Genomic DNA, 26,239 nt, shown 5'->3' with positions numbered 1-26,239 from the left:
TTTTAAATTTGTTGCTTTGAGAGTTAATATGTCACTGGAAGCCCTGACCACAGAAGCGCTTGCTGCCATTGCAGCAGCTCAAGACCTTGTTGCACTTGATCAGGTGCGTGTGCAATTTACAGGGAAAAAAAGCCAGCTTGCAGAACAATCGAAAGCATTAGGGAAAATGGACCCTGAAGAACGCAAAGTACAAGGTGCTGCGATTCATGCTGTTCGAGAAACAATTAATACTGCATTAACAGAGCGTCAAGCGGCACTACAACAGGCAGCACTTGCACAAAAGCTAGCAAGTGAAACGATTGATATTACATTGCCGGGCCGTGGTCAACGTATTGGTACAGTTCATCCTGTTACTCAGGTACAAGAGCGAATTTGTCAGTTCTTCACTAAAGCTGGTTTTACAGTTGCAACCGGTCCAGAAGTTGAAGATGACTATCACAATTTCGAAGCATTAAATATTCCTGGTCACCATCCGGCACGTGCTATGCACGATACTTTCTACTTTGATGCCACTCACTTGCTACGTACGCATACCTCTGGGGTACAGATTCGTACAATGGAGACGAGTGAGCCGCCAATTCGTATCGTATGCCCTGGCCGTGTTTACCGTTGTGATTCGGATCAAACGCATTCGCCAATGTTCCATCAGATCGAAGGTTTATACGTTGCTGAGAACACAAGCTTTGCTGAATTAAAAGGTTTATTGATCAACCTACTGAATGAGTTTTTTGAGAAAGATTTAAAAGTACGTTTCCGCCCTTCATATTTCCCATTTACAGAGCCTAGTGCAGAAGTAGATATTATGGATGAGCGTGGACGTTGGTTAGAAGTATTAGGCTGTGGCATGGTGCATCCAAATGTATTGCGTGCTGCGGGTATTGATCCTGATAAATACAAAGGCTTTGCTTTTGGTTTAGGGGTAGAGCGTTTTGCAATGTTGCGTTATGGCATTAATGATTTGCGTATGTTCTATCAAAATGATGTGCGTTTCTTACGCCAATTTGCCTAACAATTTTTCAGGATTAAAAAAGGTTTATAAAGATGAAGATTAGCGAAAATTGGCTACGCACATGGGTTAACCCAGCAATTGATAGTGAAACATTGTCTGATCAGTTAACGATGCTTGGTCTTGAAGTTGATGAACTTGCACCTGTTGCCAAGCCATTTACTGGTGTTGTGGTCGGCGAAGTTTTAACAGTTGAGCAACACCCTGATGCAGATCGTTTGCGTGTAACGACAGTGAATATTGGTTCTGGCGAGCCTTTACAAATTGTTTGTGGGGCACCGAATGTTCGCGCTGGCATGAAAGCGCCAGTGGCAAGTATTGGTGCTGTATTACCGGGTGATTTCAAGATCAAAAAAGGTAAACTTCGTGGAGTTGAGTCACAAGGCATGCTTTGTGGTGCTTCTGAAATCGATCTTGAAGATAAAATCGATGGTTTGCTCGAACTACCAGATGATGCTCCAGTAGGAGTAAATATCCGCGAATACCTCAAACTTGACGATCATGTCATTGATATCAGTATTACGCCAAACCGTGGTGACTGTTTCAGTATCCGTGGTATTGCCCGTGAAATTGCAGTTATTAATAAGCTGCAAATGAATGAACCTGAAATCAAATCAGTTGATGCGACAATTGCTGATGAGAAGAAAGTAGTGATCAGCACTGAAGGTGCTCCACGCTACTTAGGACGTGTAATTAAAAACGTTAATGTAAAAGCTGCTACTCCTGAGTGGATGGAGCAGGCTTTAGCTCGTTCAGGAATTCGCACGCACAGTATTTTGGTTGATGTGACGAACTATGTCCTTATGGAACTGGGTCAGCCAATGCATGCTTTCGATTTAGCTAAAATCGAAGGGACTGTACATGTGCGTCAAGCTCAGCCACAAGAAAAACTACAACTTCTTAATGATCAAGAAGTTGAGTTGCAAGAAGATATAATGGTGATTGCTGATGATCAGAAAGCTTTGGCAATTGCCGGAATTATGGGGGGGTTAGCATCAAGCGTAACTGATGACACAACTGACATTTTCCTAGAAAGTGCATTCTTCGCGCCACTTGCTATTGCTGGACGTGCTCGTCGTTTTGGCTTGCATACTGATTCTTCACAGCGTTATGAACGTGGTGTAGATTTTGAGTTGCCGTTGATTGCCATGAACCGTGCTTCGCAGCTTATTCAAGAGTTGGCAGGTGGTGAATTTGGTCCAATTACTGTGGCTGAAAAAACTGAAATTTTACCAAAGCGTGAAGCAATTGAACTGAAACAAGCTCAGGTAGACCAATTGTTGGGATATCAATTGACGGCTGATTTCATTGCAGATGCTTTAACTCGACTAGGGTGTGAAGTAACTGTTAAAGCTGAAGGTGAGTGGAATGTAGTACCTCCATCACATCGCTATGACATGGCTATTTATCAAGACTTAATTGAAGAAGTGGCACGTATTGATGGTTATGACAATATCCAAATTAGCTTACCAAGCATGGATGTTCAATTAGCTAAATATCAAGACCGATTTGAAATTGCAGAGTTACGCCAAACCATCGTGACTTTAGGCTATCAAGAAGCAATTAGTTTTAGCTTTGCTGATGCAAAACTTGAAAAACAATTGAACCCGCAAGTAAACCCGTTAATGCTAGCAAATCCAATTTCAAGTGATTTGGCTGCGATGCGTAGTACTTTACTTTCAAGTTTAATCCCGTGCGTACAATATAATCTCAACCGTCAACAAAGTCGTGTTCGTTTCTTTGAATTAGGACTTCGTTTTGATTATCAAGATGCTAAGAGTATTGACGATCTAAAACAGATTCCAACTTTAGCTCTAGTGGCCGTTGGCTCGCAACAACCAGAATCTTGGCATGTGAAGCCTCAACCAATGGATTTCTTCGACTTCAAAGGAGAGATTGAAGAGATTTTAGCTGCTGGTCGTGTCAAAGTTGAATATTTACGTTCAGAGCGTGCATGGTTGCATCCAGGGCAGTCTGCTGAAATTTTAGTTGATGGGCAATCAATTGGTTACTTAGGCCGTCTGCATCCATCTTTAGAAAATGAGCTAGATTTAAGCACAACTTGGGTTGCTGAACTTAATCAAACAGCCGTTTTGCAATCTTATGTATCTAATTTTACAGAATTATCACGTTTTCCTTCGATTAGACGTGATATTGCGCTTTTAATCTCTGATAATATAAATGTTAGAGATATTCAGCAGTTAATCGAAAAAACTGGTGGAGAGCTTTTAGACTCTACATGGTTATTCGATGTGTATACGGGGCAGGGTGTCGAAGAAGGTAAGCGCTCATTGGCGTTTGCATTATTATGGCAACATCCTTCACGTACGCTTGAAGATGCTGAAATTAAATCTGGTATGGACAATATAATCCAAGTGTTGGAAAACACTTATCAAGCGACATTGAGGGCCTCATGACAGCATTAACTAAAGCAGACATGGCTGATCATTTAAGTGAGTTAACCAGCTTAAATCGCCGTGAAGCAAAACAAATGGTCGAGTTGTTCTTCGACGAGATTAGCCAAGCGCTTATTGCAGGGGAGCAGGTTAAGCTTTCTGGTTTTGGTAATTTCGAATTAAGAGATAAACGCGAACGCCCAGGACGTAACCCTAAGACAGGTGAAGAAATTCCAATTTCAGCACGTAGGGTAGTGACCTTCAGAGCGGGTCAGAAGTTTAGACAACGCGTTGGAAATGAGCAGATCGATTGATCTGCTTTTTTTACCTATACTTTTAAATGGCTTTATATAATTTTAATTGGCAGCAATATTGATTTTTTAAATATTGATAAATAAAAAAATTATATTGAGAACTCAAAACTTAAACATAAAAAAAGAGGACAAATGTCCTCTTTTTATCTAATCTAAAATATAGATTATTGTGCAGCAGAAGCAGCAGCAACGTCAGAAGCAGCAGCAGCAACGTCAGAAGCAGCAGCAGCAACGTCAGAAGCAGCAGCAGTTTCAGCAGCAGCAGCGTCAACAGCTACAGCTGCTTCAGAAGCAGCAGCAGTAGCTTCAGAAGCAGCAGCTACAGCTTCAGAAGCAGCAGCAGGAGCTTCTTCTTTCTTAGAACAACCAACGAAAGCTAAAGTAGCAGCAACAGCAGCAGCAACAGCGAATTTTTTGAATAACATGGCATCACTCTCACAAAAAAGATTTGAGATTAAAAAAACCTAAGTTGGACTGTTTTGCTTTTATTATTCCTAAAACGTAGCTAGGTAACAACGCATGGAGCAGTCTAACTGGTCTGCCGCTATGCTATCATTGCAAATGCTGAAATACTACTGTCGTCTATCAAAAAAACGTATGAAAAAGAGAAAAACAGACTGTTTTTTAACAGAAAAAAACAATTAATCAGCTCGTATATATTGGAAAAGGTAGAGATAAGCTACTAAAAAAACTAAGCTTTTTTATGCAAAAATATTTATTATCAAAAGCTTATAAATAATTTTACATAAAAATAAGCAAAATGTATTTTTGTGTAAAGCTTGTCAACCAAATAAAAAGCCACTCAAAAGAGTGGCTTTTTTGAAGGCTTAATCACTTAAGTTGAAGCTTTACGTTTCATTTGATCAAAGAAATCATCATTTGTTTTGGTTTCTTTCATACGGTCAAGTAAGAATTCCATTGCTGCCAACTCATCCATAGGGTGAAGTAGCTTACGGAGGATCCATACTTTACGTAATTTATCTTCATCCATTAAACGCTCTTCACGACGTGTGCCAGATTTTTTGATATTCATAGCAGGGAAGACACGTTTTTCAGCAATACGGCGATCAAGCGTAATCTCTTGGTTACCTGTACCTTTGAATTCTTCATAAATTACATCATCCATTTTACTGCCTGTTTCAATCAAAGCAGTAGAGATGATCGTAAGTGAACCACCTTCTTCGATATTACGCGCAGCACCGAAGAAACGTTTAGGGCGCTCTAATGCATGAGCGTCTACACCACCAGTTAACACTTTGCCTGATGACGGGATGACTGTGTTGTAAGCACGTGCAAGGCGGGTAATAGAGTCAAGAAGAATCACAACATCTTTTTTATGTTCAACAAGACGTTTAGCTTTTTCAATTACCATTTCTGCAACTTGTACATGGCGGGCCGGTGCTTCATCAAATGTTGAGGCAATAACTTCACCGCGAACAGTACGCTCCATTTCAGTTACTTCTTCTGGACGTTCGTCAATTAATAGAACAATCAAGAATACTTCTGGATTGTTTCTAACAATCGATTGAGCAATATTTTGAAGTAACATTGTTTTACCCGCTTTCGGCGGTGCAACAATAATAGAACGTTGGCCTTTACCAATTGGCGCAACTAAATCAACGACACGAGCAGTTAAGTCTTCTGTCGTACCATTACCTAATTCCATAACCAATTGTTCGGTCGGGAAAAGGGGGGTTAAGTTTTCAAATAAAATTTTATTTCGAGAATTTTCTGGCGTGTCATAGTTAATCTGGTTAACTTTGAGCAACGCAAAATAACGCTCACCTTCTTTTGGAGGGCGAATAGTACCTGTGATGGTATCACCTGTACGCAAGTTAAAGCGTCGGATCTGTGAAGGACTCACATAAATATCATCCGGACCTGCTAAATACGAACCTGCGGCAGAACGCAAAAAACCAAAACCATCAGAGAGAATTTCGAGAACGCCGTCACCAAAAATTTCTTCGCCATTCATCGCATGGCGTTTCAAAATGGCAAAAATAATATCTTGCTTTCTGTTACGAGCCATACCTTCCAGGCCCATAAATTCAGCAATTTTAATTAGTTCGCCGATTGGTTTTTTCTTGAGTTCAGTTAAATTCATAAGGGTCAGAATTAGGAAAGAGTAGAGTGTGGTTTAAAAAGGAGAAAAATCGCTCGCATACAAAAAAGATTATCGCAATTGTATTTACACAATAACAATTCAGAAGTCTGATTAATTGTTTCGAAGAGAAATGTGAAAAAACAATTTCTGTTGCCGAGTGGCGATCTTTATGTTTGTGTCTTGTAAGAAGCCGGACGAAGATGATTCCCTTCAGTGCCTCTTGAGCATGCAATATAAGCCAGCCTAGCAAATTTGTCAATTTATAGGCGAAAAAAATACGCTATAAAAAAGTATAGCGTATTTTCTTTTTTAGCATTTTGACTTAAACGTTTTCATCAATAAAGCTAACAAGTTTAGAGCGAGGTACAGCACCAATTTGTTGAGCTACAACTTCACCATTTTTGAAAAGTAGTAAAGCAGGAATGTTACGGATGTTGTATTTCACTGCTGTATCTTCGCAAGAAGTCACATCAACTTTAACAATTTTTACTTTACCAGCATATTCACTTGATAGGTCTTCAAGAACAGGTGCGATCGCTTTACAAGGTGCACACCATCCTGCCCAGAAGTCAACAAGTACAGGGGTTTCAGCATCTAAAACATCTGCTTGGAAGTTATCATCAGTTGTATTTACAATAGTCGCAGACATGGTACGGCTCCAATTTTTAGAAAAAAGTGCTATTACAGGAGAAATTATCTCTATCAGTATTACATAGCTACTTAGTTCAATGTAAGGGTTTGATGCTATTATTCAAGGCTTAACTAAATTTGTCTAATGGATGCTCACGATATTCATCATCGACTTGTACAATCAACTAATAAATAGAAAAATTTAAATCACAGCTAATTGTTGATGAAAATGGCTTTTCAATTGCATTCTTGTGAATTACTCTAGGCGTGAATTGTTATGGGTTTAGTTCAATAATGTCTGACTTTCTGATTGATGAAGAATTACTTGCCGCCATAGATATGGGGTCGAACAGTTTTCACCTTGCAATTGCACGGGTAGATCATGGCGAAGTTAAAAAAGTTGCTTCGATGTCAGAAAAAGTACAGCTCGCAGCTGGTTTAGATGAGAATAAAAACCTAACAGAAGCCGCTCAGCAACGAGGCTTAGCCTGCTTGGCTCGTTTTGTTGGAAGATTAAGTTCTGTTCAACCAAATCGTTTAAGAATTGTGGCGACCAATGCCTTGCGTCAGGCAAAAAATGGTCATGAATTTATTCAAAAAGCAGCAGAAATTTTGCCTAAACCTATTGAAATTATTGCTGGGCGAGAAGAAGCGCGTCTGATTTATCTTGGTGTATCGCATACCATGGCAAATGGTGGTCGACGTTTAGTTGTAGATATTGGTGGTGGTTCTACTGAGTTCATTATTGGTGAAGAGTTTGAGCCTATTTATACAGAGTCATTGCAAATGGGATGTGTGGCTTATACAAAAGCCTACTTTGCCGATGGCGAAATCACACAAAAAGCCTTTGATAAAGCAGTAGTTGCTGCCCGTAAAGAACTTTCAGCTATTGCAACAACGTATAAAATGGAAGGTTGGGATACTGTCGTTGGTTCTAGTGGAACGATTAAAGCTTGCCGCCAAATTATGGTGAATATGGGCTTGAGTGATGAACAAGAAAACGTCACTCGAGAAGGGTTATATAAACTCAAAGATAAATTACTTAAGTTTAAAAATATTTCTGAAATTGATTTTGAAGGGTTAAGAGAAGACCGACGAGCAGTTTTGCCAGCCGGATTGGCAATTTTGTACGCAGTTTTCGAAGTTTTAGAAATTGATCGTTTGGCATATTCTGATGGTGCATTACGTGAAGGAGTCATGTATGACCTATTAGGTCGTTTTAAACATGAAGATATCCGTGATCGTAGTGTACAGGCCTTAATGGGGCGTTATAACGCAGATCCAAAACAAGCAGAACGGGTTGTAAATACAGCACAGCAATTATTTGATGGTGTTGCGGAATCTCTTAATTTAACGAGTGAAGACAGTGACTTACTGCGTCGAGCTGCCTATTTGCATGAAATTGGTTTAGCAATTAGCCATGGTGGTTATCACCGTCATGGTGCTTATTTATTGCAGCATTCTGATATTCCAGGCTTCTCACAAATTGATCAAAATCACCTTTCACATTTAGTCGCTCACCACCGTCGTAAATTGCGAAATGATATAAAAAATGAAATTTTGAAGGCTGGTGGTAATAAATTACTTTATCTATGTTTATTACTTCGCCTAGCAGTTTTACTCAACCATAGTCGAAGTGATCAGATGCTTCCTGCCATTGAACTGACCATCATAAATGATCAACAATGGCAACTTAGTGTTTCTGGTGATGCCAAACAATGGCCATTGTTAGTTGCCGACTTGCATGATGAGCAAGAGCAGTTTAAGCATTGGGACATTGAATTGAATATTCAGTCGGAAAAATTTATCGATTAAAGGGATAATATTCGACCTATGAAAAAAGCTACTCAGTCCAAAGCGTGGACAACGGTTCAAATTGCACGTCATCCTGATCGTCCGCAGTTTCTAGATTATGTCGGTGAAATCTTTACAGAGTTTGATGCCTTGCATGGTGATCGTTTGTTTGGTGACGATGGTGCGATGGTAGGTGGTCTTGCTCGTTTTGATGGTCAACCTGTGATGGTTATTGGCCAACACCGTGGTCGTAGTACCCGTGAAAAATTAAAGCACAACTTCGGTATGGCTAACCCAGAAGGTTACCGTAAATCTCAACGCCTATTAGATATGGCTGAGCGCTTTAACCTTCCGGTCTTCACATTTATTGATACTATGGGTGCTTATCCAGGTGTTGGTGCTGAAGAGCGTGGACAAGCTGAAGCAATTGCAACTAGCCTGGCTCAACTTTCAAGTTTGAAAGTTCCTGTTGTTGCAACAGTACTCGGTGAGGGCGGTTCTGGTGGTGCTCTAGGTATTGGTGTTGCTGACCGAGTAATTATGTTGTCGCATAGTATTTATTCAGTGATTTCACCAGAAGGCTGTGCATCTATTTTGTGGAAAACTGCTGAAAAAGCGGCTCAAGCAAGTGAAGCTTTAGGTTTGACAGCAGATAAATTACAATCTCTAGGTATTGTTGAATATGTAGTAGATGAAGGCGAAGGTGCTCATTTAGACCCTGAGCAAGTCATGCAAAACCTAAAAGTAGTTTTGAAGCAAGCTTTGGATGAGTTGCTACCAATGGATGCAAATGAACGATGCGAAGCACGTTATCAACGTTTAATGAAGTTTGGCAGCGAAAATTTAGGCATCGCGTCTTAAAACAGGCTCAAGAGTTTTCAGAAAATAGTACTTTTCTTATTGGATGTAGTGGCGGCATGGATTCAATGCTGCTACTACATTTGATGTCTCAAATTTTCCCTCATAAGATCCGAATAATTTATATAGATCATCAACTGCAATCAAAAAGTGCAGAGTGGGGCGAACTCGTTGCTAAACAAGCGACTCGTTTAAATATTCCTTATACTATTCAAAAAGTTCAAGTTACTGACGGTAATTTGGAAGCTCAAGCACGTCAGGCACGTTATCACGCTTATCTACAACATTTACAAACCAACGAAATTTTAGCGCTTGCTCATCACCAGCAAGATCAAGCTGAAACAGTAATATTACGTTTATTGTCGGGGGCGGGTGTTGATGGGCTTGCTGCTATGCAGTGTATTGATCATCGTGTAGATATGACAATTTGGCGCCCTTTTTTAGATTTAACCCGTGAGCAGATTGCCGAGTGGACTACTCAACTTGAAATTGAGTATATAGATGATCCTACAAATTACGATATCCATTATGATCGGGCGTGGTCGCGTGAAGAACTTTGGCCCTTCTTACAAAACCGTTTTCCAAAAATGCAGCAAGCACTTAGTCGTACCAGCTATCTGATGCAAGATGCTTCTGAAATTTTAGAAGAAGTTTTAAAAGTTGATTTGCAAAATTGTGGTACGGACGAATGTTTGGACTTAAATCAGCTATTAAAACTATCTTCTGCCCGTCAGCGTCAATTGCTTTCGGTTTGGATGAAAGGTGATGGGCAATATCGACCTGCATTTGAAATGGTTGAGCGTTTAAAAAATGAAGTAATTGATTCAAAATCTGATGCACAAGCGGCATTACACTGGAACCAGTTTTATTATGTTCGTTATCAACATCATCTTTATAGATTGAGTAAGCAAGTTTTTCTTGTTGAAAAATTAAATCCAGTTGAAACCGAGATGGAGCATTATTTTCAACTAGGGGAAATAGTGCACTGTGCTTCAGGACAATTTCAAATTACTCAAAAAAATATGGGTTTGTCTGCATCTTTATTAAATAAAAAATTAAAAATTATTCGACGCCAAGGTGGTGAAAAGGTCCATTTATATGGTCGTGTTGGGCAATGGCCATTAAAAAAAGCAATTCAAGAAGCACATATTTTGCCTTGGCTTCGTCATACAATTCAAATATTAGTCATAGATAATGTTATGCTTGGGGTTTTTACACCGAAAGGATTTTGGTTGGCTCAGTCTCCGTATTGTGAGCAAGGAGGATGGCAACCAGATTTAATTTCTTATTCTTGTAATCTGGTAAATGGCGAAGATGGTTATGACAAGTGCAGTAAATAGTAATATCTGTTTTATTGGTGGTGGTAATATGGCCCAAGCTTTGATTGGTGGGCTCATTTCAAGAGGTTTACCGCCAACACGTATTACCGTTTCAGATCCTGTTGAGCAAATACGTCAATTATTGCAAGAAAAAGAAGTCCATGTGACACAAGATAATGTAGCTGCAATTAAAAATGCTGATGTCGTTGTACTGGCAGTAAAACCACAAGTTTTGGCGACTGTTTTACGTCCTTTAAAAGGACTGTTATCAGATAAATTGGTTATTTCAATTATTGCTGGTGCTGAAATCCAAACGATATCAAACTTAATTGATAGCAATCGAATTGTTCGAGTTATGCCAAATACGCCAGCTCTAGTTCAGACGGGTGCACATGGTATCTATGCAAATGATGTAGTAGGTACTTCGGATCGTGAATTAACAAGTCAGATTTTAGCAGCCACAGGCTTAACAATTTGGGTAAACTCCGAAGCTCAAATTGATGCGGTAACAGCGGTTTCTGGCTCAGGTCCTGCATATTTCTTCTATCTCATGGAAAGTATGATCCGTGCGGGTAAAAATTTAGGACTTGATGAAAAAGTTGCAACTGCGTTGACTCTTCAAACGGCATTAGGTGCAGCTCAAATGGCAATTACGAGTTCAAACACTCCTTCTGAACTTCGTAAGAATGTGACATCGCCAAATGGCACAACTCAAGCTGCACTTGAAGTTTTTGACCGTGCACAAATCTCCCAAAATATTCAATCTGCATTGGCTGCTGCACAGAAGCGTAGTCAAGAATTGGCTCAAGAATTGAGTGACAGTGCGAAATAGCTTAAATAGGATAAGACAACTATGGGTGCAAATTCTGCGCTAATTTTTGGAATTTTAATTAATGTCGCGATTTTATTGGTCTTTTTCCGTTTTTTAATGCAATTGGCGGCAGTAAGTCCTTATAATCCTGTGGTTTTATCGACCGTAAAGGCGACTAAAATTGTTGATATTTTTGGCCGAATTTTTCCGACGGTCGCAAAAGGCCGATTTAATTTGGCTGCGTTGGTTCTTTTAATTATTTTATATTTGCTGAAAATTTTTGGCGTGATGTATCTTTCTGGTTCTATGCCAAATAGTCCGGTTCACTTAGTGATTCTGACATTTGTGACTATGATTCAGGACCTAATTCGTTTCTGCCGTTATTTAATTTTCGCGACAATTATTTTGAGTTGGGTGGTTATGTTCACTCAATCGCGTTCACCTTATATTGAAGTGATTCAAGATTTAGCTGAACCATTACTCGCACCATTCCGTCGTTTATTGCCTAATATGGGAATGATTGACTTATCTCCAATTTTGGCGTTTTTGGCGCTTTATATTGCCGAGATCTTAATGAATGAAGTTGCAAAAGTTCTTTTAACAGGACTTTAAGTTAACGCAATAAAAAGGGCTGTTAATACAGCCCTTTTTTTATTTCTACTAATTAATGGGCATCATCCCAGTTTTGCCCTTGCCCAACTTCAACAACTAAAGGCACAGAAATTTTTACTACAGATTCCATGACAGTCGCGATTTGCTTAGAGAGCTCCTCGGCAATGTTTTGATCTGCTTCAAATACTAATTCATCGTGTACTTGAAGAAGTAACTTGGCTTGATCTTTTGGCAAGATTTTATCGACTTCAATCATTGCGAGTTTAATGATATCAGCAGCACTACCTTGTAAAGGCGCATTAATTGCAGCACGTTCGGCAGCCTTACGTACCATTACATTTCGTGCATCAATATCTGGTGTATAAAGACGACGACCTAAAATAGTTTCAACAAAACCTTGCTCTGATGCAACTTGACGTGTGCGTTGCATATATTCATAGATGCCAGGATAGCGTTGGAAATATTGCTTAATATAGTTTTGTGATTCTTGACGTGTAAAGCCTAATTGGCGAATCAAACCAAACTCAGACATACCATAAAGTAGGCCAAAGTTAACTGCTTTCGCTTGACGGCGTTGGTCATTGGTCACATCTTCGATAGCAATACCCAATACTTCTGCAGCAGTACGGCGGTGAACATCTTGTCCGTGCTGGAACGCATGTACTAAAGCATCATCTTGAGAAAAATGAGCCATTAAACGTAATTCAATTTGCGAGTAATCGGCAGCCAATAATACTCGACCTTCTGGCGCAATGAATGCTTTACGAATTTGGCGCCCAATTTGTCTACGAATTGGAATATTTTGTAAGTTAGGATCTGAAGAGGAGAGGCGACCTGTTGCTGTAAGTGCTTGGTGATAACTTGTATGTACACGATGCGTGTCGTTATGAGATTGCTCAACTAGACGATCAGTATAGGTACTTTTTAGCTTTGCTAAACCACGATGCTCTAGAATAATTTCCGCTAAAGGATGTTCAATTTTTTCTAAAACAGTTTCACTGGTGCTGTATTGTCCAGTTGCAGTTTTTTTACCGCCTTTGATTCCTAATTTATCAAATAGTATTTCGCCTACTTGTTTAGGAGATGCAATATTAAAAGTTTCATCTGCAATTTCCATCGCCTGATTTTCAAGCCCTTCCATTGTTTTTGCAAATTCAACGCTTAATTTATCTAAGAAGGCATGATCTAGACGAATTCCATCTTCTTCCATACCCGATAAAATACGGGCAACTGGCATTTCGATGTTATATAAAATATTTTCTAGCTCAGGAAATGGCTTAATTTTGTTTGAAAGCACTTCATACAAACGATAAGTCACATGAGCATCTTCTGCAGCATAGTGAGCAGCAACTTCAATCTCAATTTGATTGAAAGTCTTTTGTTTGGCGCCCTTACCAGCAATTTGTTCAAAGGTGGTGGTTAAGTGGCTTAAGTAGACACGAGCTACGTCATCCATGCCGTGACGAGTGGCTGCTGCATTCAATACATAAGATGCAAGCATGCTATCGAAATACCAGCCTTTAAGTTCTATGCCATGATTGGCAAAGATATGAGCATCATATTTAAGGTGATGACCAATTTTTTTAACTGCTTCATTTTCTAGCACAGGCTTAATTTGAGCCAGAATTTGATCACGATCCAGTTGCTGTGGCGCATTTTCATAATCATGCGCTAATGGAACATAGTAGGCATCTTTCGCATCAAATGCGATTGAAAAACCAACCATCTCGGCAATACGGTAGTCCAGACTTGTAGTTTCTGTATCAATAGCAAAATGATCGGCATTTTGCATACGTTGCCAGAGCTGATCCCATGCTTCTTGGGTTAAAACAGTATGATAATTTGCAGTTCCAAGCTGGTCATCTTGACTAGTTAAGCTTGCTTGATCTTCAGTTTCTATAGATTCAGCAGGTCTAACTTCATTTTGCACAATAGTCTGTGAAGCTTGTTGTTTATAGCTTGAGCTATTTGGATTGTTTGGATGATCAAGCGACTGTAATTGGTTTCTAAACTCAAGCTCAGTATAAAGATTACGTAGAGCCTCAACATTTGGATCAGTAAGCTTTAACTCATGCCAATCGAGTTCTAAAGGAAGATCACAGACAATGCTAGCTAACTGGTGATCAAGCTTAATATTGTCTAAGTTATCTTTAATATTTTGGCTAAGTTTGCCTTTAAGTTGGTCTGCATTGGCAATAATATTGTCTAAAGTGCCATATTCAGTTAGTAACTTAGCTGCTGTTTTTGCACCAACGCCAGGCACACCCATGATGCCATCAGACGCATCGCCCATAAGGGTTAAGTAATCGATAATTTGATTTGGCCAAACACCAAATTTTTCAAATACCCCGTCGGTATCCATGACACGATCTTTAAAGCTATCTTCAAGTTTTACATGATCATTGACGAGCTGAGCCATGTCTTTATCGCCGGTTGAGATAAGTACATGATGGCCTTCGAGTACGGCGCGTTTAGCGAGTGTACCGATAATGTCATCTGCCTCTGCACCTGGAAGACTATATAAAGGAATCCCTTGAGCTTTAATCAATGCATGCAAATATGGAATCTGTTGAGATAACTCTTCCGGCATGGTTGGGCGATCACCTTTATAAATAGGTGAAAGCTTGTGACGAAAAGTTGGTTCAGGCGTATCAAAAATGACGGCCATATGTGTCGGTTGCATACGGCGCATTAATTTTTGAATGGCAGAAATTGCCCCACGTATTGCATTGGTATGTAACCCTGTAGAGGTCGTCAATGGTGGTAATGCATGATATGCACGAAATAAAAAATAGGACCCATCAACCAAGACAAATGGTGGCATTGAACAATTCCTTAATCTGAATTACGGGTATTTTACGTGAAAACGGCTATGAATGCAGGTTTATGATTTTTGCAGTATTTTGTATGTATAAATATACGCTTGTATTGGCTTGAAGTAAGATGACCTGTAATGAAGGTGTCATATTGCTAAGCCCATGTATAAAAAAGACAAACAGGGAATGATCATTGTTTTGATCGCGTTGACTTTGTTTTTAGCCATTTCAATTGGTTTTAAATTTCAGAGTGCTGTTATTGCTTTATCTATTGCACTTACTGTCATTCTAGTTCAATTACTGTCAAATCTGCATGAGCGTTTAACTCATTTAGAACAGCAGTTTTCTCAGCAGAAAACGCCACTTTATTCTATTCACATGCAAAGAACAGTGATTTATGCAGCGGCCTTGGTTGCATTAGTTGCTTATATCAATCATTGGATGTGGATTGCTGGTGGGGCTTTACTGGTTTTATTGCTATGTTTGATTCAAACCATCAGTGCATTTCATACTCGACTATTATACCTCGAGTCAGCAAAACAAACTGTTCATGTAAATGAGACCATACAAACAGAAGTTATAAATCCTGTAATAGAACAAGTTAGTTCCAATAATACAGACACGCTAGTCCCAGCGGGAACGGCACCTTTAAATCAAACAGAACAACCAGCACATGTTCAGACCGCATGGTGGCAACCAGCCGTAGATTGGATGATTCATGGTAATCCAATCTTAAGAGTTGCTGTTGCTGTGCTTATGGTTGGGGTAGTGTTGCTATTACGTTTTGCAAGCGAGCATTGGCAACTTAGTTTAGGTGTGAAACTTGGATTTATTGCGATTGCTGGAGGTGTGTTAACGGCATTTGGGTATACATTGCAAAAGAAAAATCAGCTGTTTGCTGTGGCATTGCAAGGTGTCGGGCTGGCTGTTGTATTCCTGACACTTGTGTTCTCACATCATTTTGGTGTAATTGCCAACCTAACTACAGCGAGTATTCTGTTTACGATTTTATTAGCTATTACGGTATTCCTGAGCTTAAAACAACAAGCTATTTATTTGGCAATATTAGCACTGGGTATGGCTTATGCGGCTCCTTTAGTTATTCCTCAATATCGCCCTGATGTAACCTTCCTATTTAGCTACTACTTAGTAATTAACTTAGCAGTTGCTGCAGTTAATTTTATTCAGCCTTGGAAAATCTTAAATCAAATTGCTTTCTTTGCCACAATGTTTATTGGTGGTAGTGCAATCGCATTTTATGCAGAACCCGAAAAATTTAATACATTAGACTGGATTTTGTGGTGCCATATCGCACTGTTTATTTGGCTTAGTGTTCGTTATAGCCAAAATATATCTCGGACGTCAGCAAGTGAAAAACAAGAAGGCATTCGTTTACCTCCACTCTTGGATGTTGGTCTTATTTTTAGTGTGCCAGTACTGGGCTTTACCCTTCATGCCTACTTGGTACATGAGTCTACACAAGCATTGACGATTGGTGCAGCCGTCTTGGCAGGTACCTATGCAGTATTAACTTTCTGGATTAAAAAAACTCATCCACAGCTTTCGGTCCTTGCAAAAAGCTTTTTCATTCTCGCGGTTGCATTTTTTGCCTTAATTTTCCCGCTTGCAAAAGGAGCACATTGGACAGCAATTGGTTGGGTTGCTCAAGGTACGGCTTTAATTGTGTGGGGAGTAACTGAGCGCTACCGTTTAAGCCGATATATTGGTGTGGTTTTAGTTTTACTTAGCTCTATTGCACTGTTTTATCAGGTGTGGGCAAATGAAGAGTTCCCAACCCTAAGCACAAGCATCTATGCAATTGCTCAATTTATTTCTGCCTTTTATTTATTGCAATACAACAGTAAAGAGCAACGCTATTTTAGCGCAAGCATGTTTAGTGGCATTTTCTTGTGTTTAGGGATGTATGCAGGTGCTGTAGCTGGTGTAGAAATAATGACATGGCATCATCATTCTTTGAGTCCATATTTGATGTTCGCCGTAGTTCTCATCGCAATATTTAGCGCAGTCGTTCACTATAAACTTCGTGTGCAATGGCAAAGTTTGCAGTTAATTTTAATTAGCCTGTTACTGTTGTTAGTTTTGGGTGAAGCCTTTACCAGTCAAGTATTCATTCTGTTTAAATGGACCGATCTATTACAGCAGAGTTCTTTCCTAGTCGCTACCATTATTCTAAGTGCCTTATTTCTTATGGCTCAACCGCAGTCGGATGAGTCTGGGTACTTAAATGTCTGGGCTGGTTTAAGCTGGTTGGTGTTAGCGATAGTTGGTTTGGCAATCTTTCCACAAATGCCAGTTGTTGCTCTGGCTTTTGTTCCTGTGGTTTATTCACTTTGGGCGTATAAGGCTCATAAAACGACACTATTGCATCAAATTCCAGTTTGGTGTTTAAGCTTAATTTGGTTGTTAGTTGTAAGTGTTGATCGACACTCTGCTGAGTACCTTTATTTTGTTCCTTTATTTAACTTAACTGATTTTCTTTCTATTGTAATATTTGCAGGTCTGCTCTTTATTATTTATCAACATGCTTTTGATCAAGATAAATCACTAGAGTGGACTTTTAAAATTACAACAATTTTAGCTGGGTTATTGGTATTCAGTAGTGTGGTCGTTAGGGGCTTACATCATTACTGGGGGACACCACTATGGAGCTTAGCAATTTGGACGAATGGTGAAGTGCAGTTAAGTTTGACATTGCTTTGGGTCATTTTGGCATTTGTATTAACTACATTCTCAAGCCGTAAAATGATTCGTCAACTCTGGTTTGTAGGTGCTGCGCTTTTAGGTATTGTGGTATTAAAGTTGATTTTGCTTGACCTATCACAAAGTGCGACATTAACTCGAGTCATTTCGTTTATTGGGGCAGGTGGAGTAATGTTAATTATTGCTTATCTTGCGCCATTACCCCCGTCATCTACCGCACACAAGAATCAAGAGCCTAAGCTTTAGGCTCTCTTTTTAATTCTTTTTGATTGCTATATTGATCGATATCGTCTTCAGCAAAACCGGTAGACGGCCGATCAATCAAGCCCATTTTAGGAACAGGAATTTCAATTCGGTTATCTAAGAATCCATTTCGGATTCGTTCTTGCATTTCATCTCGAACTTTTAAAGAGTTCTCTTGTCGACACCACATTGTGAATAAAAGCTCAATTGATGATTCCCTGAATGCGGTAACCGTAACTGCAGGTTTGGGATCATCCAGTACAAGTGGATAATGAGCTGCTACATTCAGTAAAACCTCACGAACTTTAATAATGTCTTCGTGAAAGTTAATTGCCAAAGTAATTGGAATACGTCGTATTGGATATTTAGATAAGTTGTGTACAGGCGCACGAATAAGCTGTTCATTCGGCAAACGAATATAGACATTGTCGAGTGTAAGTAATTTTACCGAAAGCAAATCAATTGAAATGACCTCGCCTTCAATGGTATTACCACGAATGAGAGTAATCTGGATCGTATCACCGACTTCAAATGAACCTTCACCAATCAAAAATAAACCGCTAATCAAGTTACTGGCAGATGTTTGCGATGCAAAACCGAGTGCTACAGTTAAAATCCCTGCTGCACCGAGGAATACACTAAGTTTGAACCCAGCTTCTTTCAAACTTGTCATGATGAAGAGTAAGAAAATGAAATAAAAAATACCGCGGCGCCATACAAGGCGTTGGTGAGCATTAAAACGTGAGCCAATGGTTCTAATAAACGTATTCGAAATAATACGAGCAAGAACAAAGCCAATGAAACACAGTACAACAGCGACTAAAATTTCACTAATACGTTCGGTATTGATATTGGTAAATATACTTTTGAGGCTATCAGCGATATCTTTTGGAATATTTGAATCAGCCATATAAACCTCTTAAAAGAATGAATCAAACATATTGAATAATGCTCCACCAGGTGAGCGTGGTGGGTGAACATAGGTCACTTCACCAGCAAGAGGTGGCGTACGGTTTTCAATACGAATACGTGCCGGACGATCAGAACCCTCATAATAAACTTTAATTTGAGAAGTCCACAAACGACCTGTACTTTCACTATAAAAAAGAGGAAGGGCGGTAACTGGCACATTCATACGATCAAAGCGTAATTGATGATTACTTGTGTTGTGAAAGTCGATTGGAGTAACAGCACGGAAAGCGCGTGGTGTTAATAGATTCAAATCAGTACGGCCATCCACGGAAGTGGCATAACAGATTTCTCCTTGCTGGGCATTTGGACCAAACCACGTATCTTTAGGCTGAATCACAGGAATCTCAAACAAAGGTTCATGCTGACTTTCAACTAAGCCAGCAATCCATAATGGTGTGCTGATATATAGAGTCCCACGTTGACCTGCTGGAATATAAATAGGATCGACTGGTTTAATAACCACAGAACGATCTGCCAGACGTGGCATCAGTAAAAATTCTGGGTTGGTCTTTCGAAACATGTAACGTTCTACTTGAACCGTATGCGGAAAGGCAAAATGTGGATCTGCAATGGGGTGCCAATCTTGTTCATTATCGTCTTGGAGAGACGGACGATAATATTCGATGCGCCATTCTTTTATGCCACGTGTTAAACGAAAGAGCATTGAACCGAATTGCCATGCTTTGGACTGGTTAATTTCAAAGTGCTGTTCACCCCACCATTTTAAAGAATTCTGGGGGTGAGGCTGATATTCATTATTTTCAAACAAGACGCAAAATTCCTCTACCGAGTTGTTAAACAGACTTCACGCTGTAATCTGCTTAGAGTACACTCAAAATCATCTTACTCATCATTATAAATTGTGATGCAAATATTGAAACAAATACAAGTTCCATATAGTTTTGCCAAGCGTCATGGTGTTTTATTTCGTTATGACGGTGATCAGGTATTTATTATTAGACGTCAAAACACTGAAAAAATTGCATTACAGGAAGCAAGACGCATCTTGGGTAAGCCAGCTCATTATCAATTATGTACTGAACAAGAATTTAATATGCTCTTAAGTACGAGTTATGCAGGTGATACAGGGGAATCACAACAAGTTGCAGCTGGTTTAGAAGATCATCCGGATTTATTGAGTTTGGCCGATCAGGTTCCCGAAACAGAAGATTTGATGGATCAAGAAGATGACGCACCTATTGTTCGTCTGATCAATGCACTTCTCTCTGAAGCAATTCGAGTAGGGGCTTCTGATATTCATATTGAAGCTTTTGAAAAGAAACTATCTGTACGATTACGTGTAGATGGTCAACTACGTGAGATTGTACAACCACGCCGTGAGTTGGCGCCTTTACTCGTTTCTCGTATTAAAGTTATGGCGAAGCTTGATATTGCTGAAAAACGTGTACCACAAGATGGACGTATTTCTTTACGTCTTGCTGGCCGTGAAGTGGATGTGCGTGTTTCAACTTTGCCATCGTCACATGGGGAAAGGGTCGTTATGCGTTTGCTTGATAAACAAGCGGGCCGTCTTAATATGACTCATTTAGGCTTAATGGCTAATGACTATGAGCGTTTAACTCAGTTAGTGCATCGTCCCCACGGTATTATTTTGGTCACAGGCCCTACAGGTTCGGGGAAAACGACCACCTTATACGCAGCCTTGTCTGATCTAAATGACAATACTCGTAATATCTTAACTGCTGAAGATCCAATCGAATATCAACTCGAAGGCATTGGTCAAACCCAAGTGAATACCAAAGTGGATATGACATTTGCTCGTGCTTTAAAAGCAATGTTACGTCAAGATCCTGATGTGGTGATGGTGGGGGAGATCCGTGATCTGGAAACTGCTGAAATTGCGGTTCAAGCATCTTTAACAGGCCATTTGGTTTTATCAACACTACATACCAATACAGCTATTGGTGCAGTTACTCGTCTTAAAGATATGGGGATTGAACCCTTCTTGTTATCAAGCTCTTTAATTGGGGTGATTGCTCAACGTTTGGTTCGTACTCTATGTCCACATTGTATGACATGGCGTGAAGCCGATACTTTTGAGAAACAGGTTTTTCAACATATTAATAATGAACCATTATTGCAGTTACCTGAAGCCAAAGGGTGCGATCATTGTTCACATTTAGGTTTTAATGGGCGTACAGCGATTTATGAAATCGTACCAGTTGATGAACCCATGCGCCGTCTGATTCATGGTAACGCAGCTGAATATGAATTAGAAAATCATGCTCGTGAGTATTCAGGTTCTATTCGTGATGATGGTTTGCGCAAAGTACTGGCGGGTAAAACTACACTCGAAGAAGTGCTTCGTGTAACTAATGAGGCAAGTGAAGCATAATATTTAAGATGTAAAAAATGCCCGATTTGATTCGGGCATTTTTTAAATATCAAAACTTATTCAGTCACAATATTAAACGTCACATCAATATTATTGCGAGTTGCATTTGAATATGGGCAAACAATATGAGCTGCTGCAACTAACTTTTCAGCTTCTTCACGATCCATACCCACTAAGTAAACATTTAAAGTCGCTTCGATGCTAAAACCTGTAGGAATTGGACCAATACCTACTTCACCTTCTACATAAGCGTCTTTACTAATATTAAATTTATCGCGGTTTGCAACAAATTTTAAAGCACCTAAAAAGCATGCTGAATAACCAGCTGCGAATAGTTGCTCTGGATTTGTTACAGCACCGCCTGCGCCACCCATTTCTTTAGGCACACCAAGCTGTACATCTAATACGCCGTCTGATGAAGTAGCACGGCCATCACGACCACCGGTTGCTTTAGCTTTTGCACGATAAACAACTTTTTCTAATGACATCGTTTTTATTCCTAAAATAAATTGAATAAAAATATATCGTACACGACTTAATTATTTTGACAAGTATATTTTTTAAAAAAATTGCTGTTTATTTGACTAAGTTTGTACGGAGTTTAGTAAGTTGATCTTTAAGGCCAAGTAGTGTTGTCATATCACATGAACTTGCTTCTAATACGCCTGATGGAATATGGATTGCTTGATCTTTTAATTTTTTTCCTTCATCACTTAGCGTAATAATCACTTGTCTCTCATCTTGAGTTGAACGGGTACGATGAAGTAAATGCGAGGCTTCTAACTTTTTCAAGATAGGAGTGAGGGTAGATGATTCTAAAAAAAGTTTAGCTCCAATTTCTGAAACAGTCACTTCATCCTGCTCCCATAACACTAACATCACTAAATATTGGGGATAGGTAATGCCCAAAGGTGCTAGAAGTTTTCTGTAGAGTTGATTAAGCGCTAAATTCGTTGAATAAATGAGGAAACATAATTGATTCTCAAGCTTTAAGTTTTGACAGTCTTGGTCCATATATTCCTCAAAGAAACTAGTATTGCTTTTGTAGTATATCGCTTTCTATTCAGTTTCTTAAATGTTCATCAGAATAGTTTATGAATAAAATAAATGAGGGTACATAAAAAATGGAATAATTAGATCAATTATTCCATAAGATAAAAATATTTTAGAACACTGTATTTACCACAAATCTGCAATCTTTTTCATTAAGCGAGCACGATACTTCGCAGTAGGATTATTTGCATTGCGTTGCTGCTCTTGTTCATAAAAATCTTGCCATGCAGTAATCATTTCAAGCGTAGTTCCTTGTTTTTTAATTACAGAAACATCTGCTGGCTGAATATTTTCTAAACGTTGTCTTGCACCTTCTGCGCCTGTACCCCAGCCAATAATTCTTTGGCCAAAAGCGGGCAAGGGGATATTTTTAGGGGTTGCTGGAAGAATATCTGAGTTGAGCTGTGCAGCAGGCGAAACAAAATGGTTTGTTGTACCAAACTCTGCATAACAATGAATATTTGCCCCCAAGCAAAAAATGCTAAATAAGTATTTCCACATGAATAATTAAACTTTTAATAATGAATCAATTTACGGTGAGTCATCAGAGGCATTGAAGAGCGGACGAGTTCTTGTGCTGTTAAATCAAAGGGTACAGTGATTAAACCACTCCCTTCATATCCAATCATACTTAAAATTTGGCCACGACTATCTGTTGCCCCAGAGTGTCCCCAGGTTTGTCGTTTTTCACCATGCCAGCCCTGTTGTGCTGCGCCTAAAACATAACATTGGCTATCCATTGCCCGAGCTTGTAGCAAAAGCTGCCAGTGCATTTGTCCAGTTGTATAAGTAAATGCAGCAGGAGCAGTAAGAATATGAGCGCCTTGTTGTCTCAGAGTTAGAGCAAGCTCTGGAAAACGTAAGTCATAACATACCATTAAGCCAATATTGCCAAAAGGGGTAGATGTGACTACTACGTCTGTTCCAGGTTCAAAGAAACGAGACTCTTGATAACCACCGACAGTATCACCCACTTGTACATCAAATAAATGGATCTTGTCATAACGTGCTTCTGTACGCTCAGGACTAATACAAAGACTAACCGTCCGGACTCGACCATCTTGAATGGTAGATCCATCTGGACGAAATGGACATGGTAAGGTACCGGCCACAATCCAGATTTGATATTGATGTGCTAGTTTCTCAAGCCGTTGTTGAATAGACTCAAATTGCTCAGCTGTTTCGCGTTGTTTTCCAGCAGCAAAACATACAAAGTTTTCGGGGAAAACAATCAGGCTAGCATTTTGCGCCTTACTTTGTTGAATCAACGACTCAATGACTTGAAAATTATTTTCAATATCATCTTGAGAGTTCATTTGAGCAACAGAAATAAGGGTCATATTCTAATAATCCGGCTTAATGATTAAAGTCAGGCATTTTGCTTATCTGATACCTGTTCAAGCGTATCTTGTTCTTTCTGTAACTGCTTCACAAGTGGCTCAAACATGTTCTGATTGTTTGCATTGAGTTTCATTAATGTCTTATGTGCATCCAGAACTGTTCTTAGCATTGCATTATGAGTGATCTGTTCATCAGTTAACGTTAATGTGCAAACGTTAGGATCGCCACAGTAATTCAAAATGACAAAAACCTGCCCTAGCCCCATACTGTTGGCTAAGGTTGTGATATCTGGATTGGTAGATAGCATCACAGCTTGAATATGATGAGTTTGTTTAAGCTTTAAACCTAGCTTAGCCAGGATGCCTAACACCGTACTATCAATAAATGTTGTTTGGGTTAAATCAACGATTGCACCAACAACATTCTCTTGCTGTTCAATTCTGTTTAAAAGTTTGTCTAGACTTATACAAGAATGGGCTCGCACTTCACCAATAAGTTTGAAAATATGCGTTCCATTTAAACTTGCATATTCAACATGACCTGTTGACATATAAATGCCATTTTCAGAGAAGGATAGAAAAATTATCACATAGTGCCATCGCAGACTCAAGAGTCCTTAAGTCGTATATTATGTAATTAATTGATTCATAAATTAATTCATTCGACAAAGACTGAAGATGGCAATGTCATCAGCCACATGATCGGGTGCTTGGAATGATTGATTTTGCAAATGATGAACCAATTGTTGGAACTGATCATTTAACCCACCATCAAAAGGTTCAAGTGCTCCATCTGAGCAAACAATGAAGCGTGCTTGGTGGTTTAACGTACAAACATGCTCTTCAACTTCGAGTTCATCAGTCAAGCCTAATGGGAAGCTACTTGTTGTTAGAATTTTTGGAGCTTGATTAGGTTCAAAAATGATAGGGGGAGGGTAGTGCCCAGCACTTGACCAGCGAAGTGTATGTGTTTCAAGGTTTAAAATACCCACCACAATCGTAATGTGCTTTTCAATATTCTCTTGAACCAACATTCCATTTAATTTTTTTATTAATTGTCTTGGGGTCTTAGAGCGGCCATGGAAAGCTGCCATCCAAGAGGTTAATAAGCTGCTAGTTACGCCATGTCCTGAAACATCGGCAAGATAAAATAAAACTTCCTTATCATTTAATTTCCAGTAGTCATACCAATCACCAGAAAGATAAGCTGAAGGCTGAAAGAAAGTTTCGACTTGATAATTTAATAAATCAATTGGATTAGGTAATAGTCTTTTTTGTAGTTCAGCAGCTGAAGGTAAATCACGACTATCTTGATTACGTTTATATTGAGCATCGATTCTTGATAATGCTTTATTTAAATCGTTAGGTAGTTGATTCCATACCCAACCTGCAAGAGCACCCGCTTCCCAAGCTTGAGCTAAAGCGCTACCTTCATGTTCAAAAGCAATGACAATCGTTGGTAAATTCCATTTATATGTCAGGAAATCTTGTACATCTGCTATTGCAATGATGGTTGGATCATATAAATCTAAATCATCTATGTTAATGACTTGTAAGCCTGGCAATTTGTCCAAAGCTTGCTCTAAATAAGGGATAGAGCGTGTCGGTTTAATAAAATACATAGAAGAGATGGTAGTCCTTTTATATGATCACTTTATTCATCATAGAGTATGTATGATCAAAATCAAGGTATTGCCCAACTCTTAATCCAAGCAATACCTTGATTTCATCTTTTAAGGGTTTTGATTCTCATCTGGCGTATCTTCTGAGTCATCATCAATGAAAGATACATCAGCTGAGTCGCCCTTTTTCTCTGCAATTTGGAATGCTTTACGTTGGAGATATAAATCTCGAATCATGGCGTATTGATCACCTTGTAAGGTTTGATCTAGATCCAGATATTGAGCGCGCGTATCAACTGCTTGTAACATATTACTTGACCAATAAAGACCCTCTTGATCATCCATAACATATTTCTGTGGACGTGCTTGGGCGTCTACTGCTAAACCAAAACCATCACGTAAGGTACTTGGACCGAAAAAAGGCAACATCAGGAATGGGCCAGAAGGAACACCATAGTAACCGAGAGTTACACCAAAATTCTCTTCTTCAGTCGGTAAACCTAAACGGCTGGCAGGGTCAGCTAAACCAAGAGTACTTAACGTATTAATTGTAAAGCGACCTAGGGTTTTTGCCGCACGACCAGGGCGACCTTGAATAAGCTGGTTAACAGCATTCCAAGGTTCTCCAAGATTTTTACGGAACTGACGATAAGAACCACGGACATCTTCTGGAGTCTTTTCTCTATATTGCACAGCAACTGGGCGTAAAAAATTTCGATCCAACATGTCATTAAATGAGTAAATTGGACGATTTAATGATTGTAATGGGTCTTTTACAGGATCTGGTTGTGCTGCATTCGCATTAATTTTTAAATCTTTAACTTTAATATTTTTTAAATCTTTAATAATTTGTGAGCGCGTATGAGTCGGTGCTGTTTCTTCTAATGAGCTAGCATCAGAAGATTCACTTATAGTATTTTCTTGAGCATATAGAGAGGTACAAACACCTACAGATAATACGCTTAGTAAAATTAAATTAGAATAATTCATATAATTCCTTAACCGCCAGCCAGGCTAATACTTAAATGTGCAGTTGGGTGGAGATATGTTTTAATACAAAATTGATAACCTATTATCAATGTAAAATTGATCAAATAATATAGATAAAATGCTAAAAAGCTTAAAAAGTGTCCAGTTGATGATATTGATTTAAAAAAAGGGTTGCAAAGGGGATGGGATGGTCTATAATGCACATCCATCGGCGGTGATGCAGATAGAAACTTGTTGAAAAACAGTTACTTGTGATTAAGTTGATTGCTTTAGGTGATGAAT

Annotated in this window: 24 protein-coding genes; 11 read left to right on the top strand and 13 right to left on the bottom strand. The window is 39.2% G+C overall.

Annotated elements, in window-relative coordinates:
• Window positions 1–28: 28 nt before the first annotated feature.
• The 3 genes from pheS to MKL33_RS06985 are packed head-to-tail and all read left to right on the top strand — an operon-like array spanning window position 29 to window position 3,716.
• Window positions 29–1,009 carry a phenylalanine--tRNA ligase subunit alpha gene (gene pheS, locus MKL33_RS06995; RefSeq protein ID WP_002117277.1) on the top strand — a complete coding sequence of 327 codons (981 nt, stop codon included), beginning with the start codon at window positions 29–31 and terminating at the stop codon, window positions 1,007–1,009.
• Window positions 1,010–1,041: 32 nt separating this feature from the next.
• Window positions 1,042–3,423 carry a phenylalanine--tRNA ligase subunit beta gene (gene pheT / locus MKL33_RS06990; protein ID WP_119684575.1) on the top strand — a complete coding sequence of 794 codons (2,382 nt, stop codon included), beginning with the start codon at window positions 1,042–1,044 and terminating at the stop codon, window positions 3,421–3,423.
• Window positions 3,420–3,716 (top strand): integration host factor subunit alpha, encoded by a 297-nt coding sequence (locus tag MKL33_RS06985; protein WP_000126166.1) that lies wholly within the window; start codon window positions 3,420–3,422, stop codon window positions 3,714–3,716. Before pheT ends, MKL33_RS06985 begins: the two co-directional genes overlap by 4 nt.
• Window positions 3,717–3,880: 164 nt before the next feature.
• Here MKL33_RS06985 and MKL33_RS06980 read toward each other — a convergent pair whose 3' ends face one another.
• Window positions 3,881–4,141 carry a hypothetical protein gene (locus tag MKL33_RS06980; RefSeq protein WP_270906715.1) on the bottom strand — a complete coding sequence of 87 codons (261 nt, stop codon included), beginning with the start codon at window positions 4,139–4,141 and terminating at the stop codon, window positions 3,881–3,883.
• A 94-nt stretch (window positions 4,142–4,235) separates the two neighbouring features.
• On the opposite strand from MKL33_RS06980, the gene MKL33_RS06975 reads away from it, so the two are divergent.
• Window positions 4,236–4,361 carry a hypothetical protein gene (locus MKL33_RS06975; RefSeq protein WP_002117184.1) on the top strand — a complete coding sequence of 42 codons (126 nt, stop codon included), beginning with the start codon at window positions 4,236–4,238 and terminating at the stop codon, window positions 4,359–4,361.
• A 190-nt stretch (window positions 4,362–4,551) separates the two neighbouring features.
• Here MKL33_RS06975 and rho read toward each other — a convergent pair whose 3' ends face one another.
• Together rho and trxA are read right to left on the bottom strand one after the other, a co-directional pair.
• A complete protein-coding gene (gene rho, locus MKL33_RS06970; protein ID WP_002117304.1) occupies window positions 4,552–5,820 on the bottom strand; it encodes a transcription termination factor Rho in 1,269 nt (422 codons plus the stop codon).
• Window positions 5,821–6,142: 322 nt separating this feature from the next.
• Window positions 6,143–6,469 (bottom strand): thioredoxin, encoded by a 327-nt coding sequence (trxA, locus tag MKL33_RS06965; protein WP_002054512.1) that lies wholly within the window; start codon window positions 6,467–6,469, stop codon window positions 6,143–6,145.
• A 275-nt stretch (window positions 6,470–6,744) separates the two neighbouring features.
• On the opposite strand from trxA, the gene ppx reads away from it, so the two are divergent.
• Genes ppx through MKL33_RS06940 form a run of 5 tightly spaced genes read left to right on the top strand, consistent with a single transcriptional unit; the run spans window position 6,745 to window position 11,844 of the window.
• Window positions 6,745–8,265 (top strand): exopolyphosphatase, encoded by a 1,521-nt coding sequence (ppx, locus tag MKL33_RS06960; protein ID WP_019767962.1) that lies wholly within the window; start codon window positions 6,745–6,747, stop codon window positions 8,263–8,265.
• A gap of 18 nt (window positions 8,266–8,283) precedes the next feature.
• Window positions 8,284–9,105, top strand: coding sequence for an acetyl-CoA carboxylase carboxyltransferase subunit alpha (locus MKL33_RS06955; RefSeq protein ID WP_005066304.1), 822 nt, complete (start codon window positions 8,284–8,286; stop codon window positions 9,103–9,105).
• A gap of 56 nt (window positions 9,106–9,161) precedes the next feature.
• Window positions 9,162–10,442, top strand: coding sequence for a tRNA lysidine(34) synthetase TilS (tilS, locus tag MKL33_RS06950; RefSeq protein ID WP_394899816.1), 1,281 nt, complete (start codon window positions 9,162–9,164; stop codon window positions 10,440–10,442).
• Window positions 10,417–11,253, top strand: a complete 837-nt coding sequence (gene proC, locus MKL33_RS06945; RefSeq protein WP_005804294.1) for a pyrroline-5-carboxylate reductase — start codon at window positions 10,417–10,419, stop codon at window positions 11,251–11,253. The genes tilS and proC overlap by 26 nt, the downstream gene beginning before the upstream one ends.
• Before the next feature lie 21 nt (window positions 11,254–11,274).
• Window positions 11,275–11,844: a YggT family protein gene (locus MKL33_RS06940; RefSeq protein WP_000501183.1), complete on the top strand. Its 570-nt coding sequence runs from the start codon at window positions 11,275–11,277 to the stop codon at window positions 11,842–11,844.
• Window positions 11,845–11,896: 52 nt separating this feature from the next.
• On the opposite strand, the gene polA is transcribed toward MKL33_RS06940, so the two are convergent.
• A complete protein-coding gene (gene polA, locus MKL33_RS06935) occupies window positions 11,897–14,668 on the bottom strand; it encodes a DNA polymerase I (RefSeq protein ID WP_270906713.1) in 2,772 nt (923 codons plus the stop codon).
• Between the two features lie 154 nt (window positions 14,669–14,822).
• On the opposite strand from polA, the gene MKL33_RS06930 reads away from it, so the two are divergent.
• The gene (locus MKL33_RS06930) at window positions 14,823–17,627 is read left to right on the top strand and encodes a DUF2339 domain-containing protein (RefSeq protein WP_161282896.1); all 2,805 of its coding nucleotides are present in this window, start codon (window positions 14,823–14,825) and stop codon (window positions 17,625–17,627) included.
• Here the strand turns inward: MKL33_RS06930 and MKL33_RS06925 are convergent.
• Together MKL33_RS06925 and MKL33_RS06920 are read right to left on the bottom strand one after the other, a co-directional pair.
• Window positions 17,617–18,534: a mechanosensitive ion channel family protein gene (locus MKL33_RS06925; RefSeq protein ID WP_005066312.1), complete on the bottom strand. Its 918-nt coding sequence runs from the start codon at window positions 18,532–18,534 to the stop codon at window positions 17,617–17,619. The two genes, MKL33_RS06930 and MKL33_RS06925, sit on opposite strands and share 11 nt — an antisense overlap.
• Before the next feature lie 9 nt (window positions 18,535–18,543).
• Window positions 18,544–19,365 (bottom strand): hypothetical protein, encoded by an 822-nt coding sequence (locus MKL33_RS06920; RefSeq protein WP_005804297.1) that lies wholly within the window; start codon window positions 19,363–19,365, stop codon window positions 18,544–18,546.
• A gap of 96 nt (window positions 19,366–19,461) precedes the next feature.
• On the opposite strand from MKL33_RS06920, the gene gspE reads away from it, so the two are divergent.
• A complete protein-coding gene (gene gspE / locus MKL33_RS06915) occupies window positions 19,462–20,952 on the top strand; it encodes a type II secretion system ATPase GspE (protein WP_270906712.1) in 1,491 nt (496 codons plus the stop codon).
• 56 nt (window positions 20,953–21,008) lie between these two features.
• On the opposite strand, the gene MKL33_RS06910 is transcribed toward gspE, so the two are convergent.
• The 7 genes from MKL33_RS06910 to MKL33_RS06880 form a co-directional block, all read right to left on the bottom strand.
• The gene (locus MKL33_RS06910) at window positions 21,009–21,440 is read right to left on the bottom strand and encodes an organic hydroperoxide resistance protein (protein WP_005066315.1); all 432 of its coding nucleotides are present in this window, start codon (window positions 21,438–21,440) and stop codon (window positions 21,009–21,011) included.
• 88 nt (window positions 21,441–21,528) lie between these two features.
• On the bottom strand, window positions 21,529–21,966 hold the full coding sequence (locus MKL33_RS06905; RefSeq protein ID WP_005804299.1) for a MarR family winged helix-turn-helix transcriptional regulator: 438 nt from the start codon (window positions 21,964–21,966) through the stop codon (window positions 21,529–21,531).
• Between the two features lie 165 nt (window positions 21,967–22,131).
• Window positions 22,132–22,506: a DUF4951 domain-containing protein gene (locus MKL33_RS06900; protein ID WP_005804300.1), complete on the bottom strand. Its 375-nt coding sequence runs from the start codon at window positions 22,504–22,506 to the stop codon at window positions 22,132–22,134.
• Between the two features lie 14 nt (window positions 22,507–22,520).
• Window positions 22,521–23,345, bottom strand: a complete 825-nt coding sequence (locus tag MKL33_RS06895; RefSeq protein WP_270906711.1) for a carbon-nitrogen hydrolase family protein — start codon at window positions 23,343–23,345, stop codon at window positions 22,521–22,523.
• Window positions 23,346–23,374: 29 nt separating this feature from the next.
• Window positions 23,375–23,896, bottom strand: a complete 522-nt coding sequence (gigB, locus tag MKL33_RS06890) for an anti-anti-sigma factor GigB (protein WP_002117273.1) — start codon at window positions 23,894–23,896, stop codon at window positions 23,375–23,377.
• Between the two features lie 102 nt (window positions 23,897–23,998).
• On the bottom strand, window positions 23,999–24,967 hold the full coding sequence (gene gigA, locus MKL33_RS06885) for an RsbU family protein phosphatase GigA (protein ID WP_002117221.1): 969 nt from the start codon (window positions 24,965–24,967) through the stop codon (window positions 23,999–24,001).
• Between the two features lie 111 nt (window positions 24,968–25,078).
• A complete protein-coding gene (locus MKL33_RS06880; RefSeq protein ID WP_032035251.1) occupies window positions 25,079–25,957 on the bottom strand; it encodes an MlaA family lipoprotein in 879 nt (292 codons plus the stop codon).
• Window positions 25,958–26,239 lie beyond the last annotated feature (282 nt).

The organism is Acinetobacter sp. AOR43_HL (genome assembly GCF_027854635.1).
Classification (GTDB): Bacteria; Pseudomonadota; Gammaproteobacteria; order Pseudomonadales; family Moraxellaceae; genus Acinetobacter; species Acinetobacter pittii.
The sequence above is the reverse complement of the archived record's forward strand: the minus strand, read 5'-3'. Positions and strand labels throughout refer to the sequence as shown.